The following is a 3,505-nucleotide window of genomic DNA, read 5'->3' on the forward strand; positions in this document are numbered from 1 at the left end:
ACTTTTCACGTATAAACAATAGGTTTTAACCAGTAGGGAATGTCATGCAACTCTTCTTAAAATCATACGGCACTTACCTTCATAAAGTTGGCGAACTCTTTGAGATGAGAATCGATGAGAAGAAGCAGAGAATATCGCCCAAAAGAATATCCTCGATCATCGTGGCAAATGCTGCACAAATAACTACCGACGCTATTCAACTCGCAATGGAATATAATATCGATATCGTGTTTATTGACCAATATGGAGATCCCTATGGAAGGATATGGTATCCAAAACTCGGAAGTACAACCTATATCAGAAGAAAACTGCTTGAAATTTATGATAAAGATGAAGGATTGGAAGCAGTAAAAATATGGATAGGTCGTAAGATACAAAATCAGATATCTTTTTTAAGACAATTAGTCAAAAAAAGAAATCAGCCACTTGTGGGCATTCATCAGAAAATCGAAGAGATGGTAAATCAAAAAAAGAAATTAACAGGGATCTCAGGTGTGATTGAAGAACGAAGGTTTAATGTATTGGGAACAGAAGGTAACGTCTCTCGTCTATATTTTGACGCAATCTCATTACTCCTTCCAAGGAAATACAAGTTCCATGGCAGGAGCTTTCGTCCTGCAAAAGATCAATTTAATGCAGTTCTGAATTATGGATATGGTATGCTTTACAGCAAGGTTGAGAAGGCGTTGATCATTGCTGGACTCGATCCTTATATAGGAATTCTTCATACTGATAATTATAACAAAAAATCATTGGTTTTTGATATGATAGAACCGTACAGAATATTGGTTGAAAGACCGATCTTTTATCAATTTTCCAGAAGAAAAATCAATGATTGTTATTTTACCGTGGAAAAACAAGGATTTCAACTAAATGATGAAGGAAAACAGTATATTGTTCCCATCATTCTAGAGGAATTCGATCAAATCATCAGATATAAAAACCGTAATCTAAAACAAATTGATATGATACAAGCTGATGCCCACGCATTTGCTAATTATTTGATTGGTAAAAGGAAGGATTTTTAACATGTTGACCTGGATTATTTATGACATCGTAAAAAATAAAACAAGGACCAAGATATCTAAGATGTGCGAAGAAGCAGGTATCTATAGAGTACAAAAATCTGTATTTCTCGGTGATCTGAATAATGCCGAATTGAAAGAGATCCATCAAAAAATTATTGATCTGATAAATCCTAAGAAGGATTCTGTGTATATTTTCCCGATGTGTGAAAAAGATTTTAAATCCTGTAAGCTTCTCGGACAGGCATTTGATAAAGAACTTGTGAAACACGACCTTCTGGCGCTGATTACATGAAATGAAATACGTCACCCCGTCTGAGATCATTGAATACCTTTACTGCCCTCGATTTATCTATTTTATGAATTGTCTGAAAATCTCTCAGCATGAAGATAAACGCTATCTGGTAATGAAAGGAAGAAAGATACATGAACAGAAAGCATTAATTAATAGAGAATATTTGCGAAAAAAAATCGGATGCATTGATAAAAAAATTGATGTATACATGTCTTCCGAATCATTACGTTTGGTTGGCAGAATTGATGAGGTCCTCTTTTTTGAAAAGGACAGTGCTGCACCTCTCGACTATAAATATGCTGAATATCGCGAACATGTATTCAAGACTCACCTCATACAACAAACATGTTATGCATTACTGATAGAAGAGATATTTCGGAAATCTGTTGATAAAGCATTCATAGTATATGTACGATCGAACAACAAATTAAAAGAGTTGATCATAAGTAAAAAAATTAAAGACCAAACAATAAAACTAATTGATGAGATTTTCGATATCTTGAACATCGATTACTTTCCGAAGGGCACTTCATCAAAAAATCGTTGTCTTGATTGTACCTACAGAAATATTTGTGTGAAATAAATAATGTTTTCTTGTCGTTTCATAGTTCATATTTAATAATAAGATCATGAAAATTTTCTTGCAAGAATATTTTAGATTAGGAAAATCTGTATCAAGAAGATTTGGAATGGTAAAAAGAATAGTTTATTCAAGGAGAATTCAAAAATGAATATAATTACGCAAGATGAAATATATATATGTGCGTTATTTCACGATATTGGAAAACTTATCGAGCGAAGTAAGGTTTATGAAAACAAAAGAGTGAATGAACTTTTCCCGGAAATTAAATACTCTCATGCCAGATATACGGCATTTTTCCTAAAATCATACCTAACGAAAGATGATTGGATAACAGAAGACAAAGATATTTTACTAAAAATATCATCTTTTCATCATAATCCGGAAAGTGAAGAAGGAAGAATTATTCAGTTTGCTGATTGGTTAGCTTCTTCGGAAAGAGAAAAAGATGAAGAGAATACTTCTCAATATAATACTGTACAGTTAAGATCGATTTTCGGAACTTTGAATAAAGAACAAATCGATAAATACTATAAATTGAGAGAACTCACATTTAATAATCTTCTACCTGAAGAGAAAAATGAAATTCAAACAAGAGAATATTATCACGATTTAAGTAACAAAATGATCGAAAAATTCAGACAAGTAAAAAGCAAAGATGATTTATTGTTCTTTTTGGAAAAATATCTTTCTTTTGTTCCTGCTCAAACAACAAAAAGTGATCCTGATATTTCACTTTTTGACCATTCAAAATTAACTGCCGCCATCGCCGTTTGTTTATTTCATCAAATACAAAATGGAAAACTGGATGACGAAAAGATAAGCAAGTATTTGAAAAGAATTGCAAATGATGAACAAATCACCGATGAACATTTTATTTTGATCAATGCCGATCTTTCCGGAATTCAGAATTATATTTTCAATATACCTTCAGAAGGAGCGGCAAAAAGCTTGAAAGGTCGTTCCGTTTATCTGGTTTTGTTGATGGAAGCAATTTCCGAATTTATGATTCGCGAATTGGATTTGGAAAAAGCGAATATCATTTATAACGGCGGCGGAAATTTTTATATTCTGGCGCCGGAAACTTCGATTGAAAAAATAAAAATTTTAAGAAAAGAAATCAACCGGATTATATTCGATTTCCACAAAGGACAATTATTCTGCCATGTCGGTTATACAAAAATAAAACTTCTTGAATTTAAAGATTTCAAAGATGTATGGCGCAGAGTTTCAAGCGAAACCGCTAAAATTAAACAGAAAAAATTATCCGATATTTGGGAAGATTATTATGAAAACATGTTCGAACCGAAAGAAACGATCGAACAGGATAATTTTTGCAATGTTTGTCATTCAACGGAAAATGTAACGCAATATGAAGAAAACAGATTATGTTCTTTGTGTCGTTCTTTTGAAGATTTAACAAAAGAAGTTTACAATGCAAATTATGAAATTTTCTCCGAAATACCAAAAGAAAGCTCAAGAAATATTACTTACAAATCGGTCTTAAACAAATTCGGTTTGAATATCAAATTCACTGATCATTCGCAAAAATCCGAAAATGTATTTGTTCTTAACAAATTCGGAAATGAACAAACTCTGAAATGG

Annotated in this window: 4 protein-coding genes; all 4 read left to right on the top strand. The window is 32.3% G+C overall.

Annotated elements, in window-relative coordinates; all coding sequences use genetic code 11:
• Positions 1 to 44 precede the first annotated feature (44 nt).
• Positions 45 to 1,028, top strand: a complete 984-nt coding sequence (gene cas1 / locus ENL20_06915) for a CRISPR-associated endonuclease Cas1 (protein HHE38287.1) — start codon at positions 45 to 47, stop codon at positions 1,026 to 1,028.
• A gap of 1 nt (position 1,029) precedes the next feature.
• Positions 1,030 to 1,320 carry a CRISPR-associated endonuclease Cas2 gene (gene cas2, locus ENL20_06920; GenBank protein ID HHE38288.1) on the top strand — a complete coding sequence of 97 codons (291 nt, stop codon included), beginning with the start codon at positions 1,030 to 1,032 and terminating at the stop codon, positions 1,318 to 1,320.
• A 1-nt stretch (position 1,321) separates the two neighbouring features.
• On the top strand, positions 1,322 to 1,903 hold the full coding sequence (gene cas4 / locus ENL20_06925; GenBank protein HHE38289.1) for a CRISPR-associated protein Cas4: 582 nt from the start codon (positions 1,322 to 1,324) through the stop codon (positions 1,901 to 1,903).
• 144 nt (positions 1,904 to 2,047) lie between these two features.
• Positions 2,048 to 3,505 (top strand): type III-A CRISPR-associated protein Cas10/Csm1 (gene cas10, locus ENL20_06930; protein ID HHE38290.1); only part of this gene is annotated, 1,458 nt, incomplete at its 3' end.

This window comes from Candidatus Cloacimonadota bacterium (assembly GCA_011372345.1).
In the GTDB taxonomy this organism is placed as follows: Bacteria; Cloacimonadota; Cloacimonadia; order Cloacimonadales; family TCS61; genus DRTC01.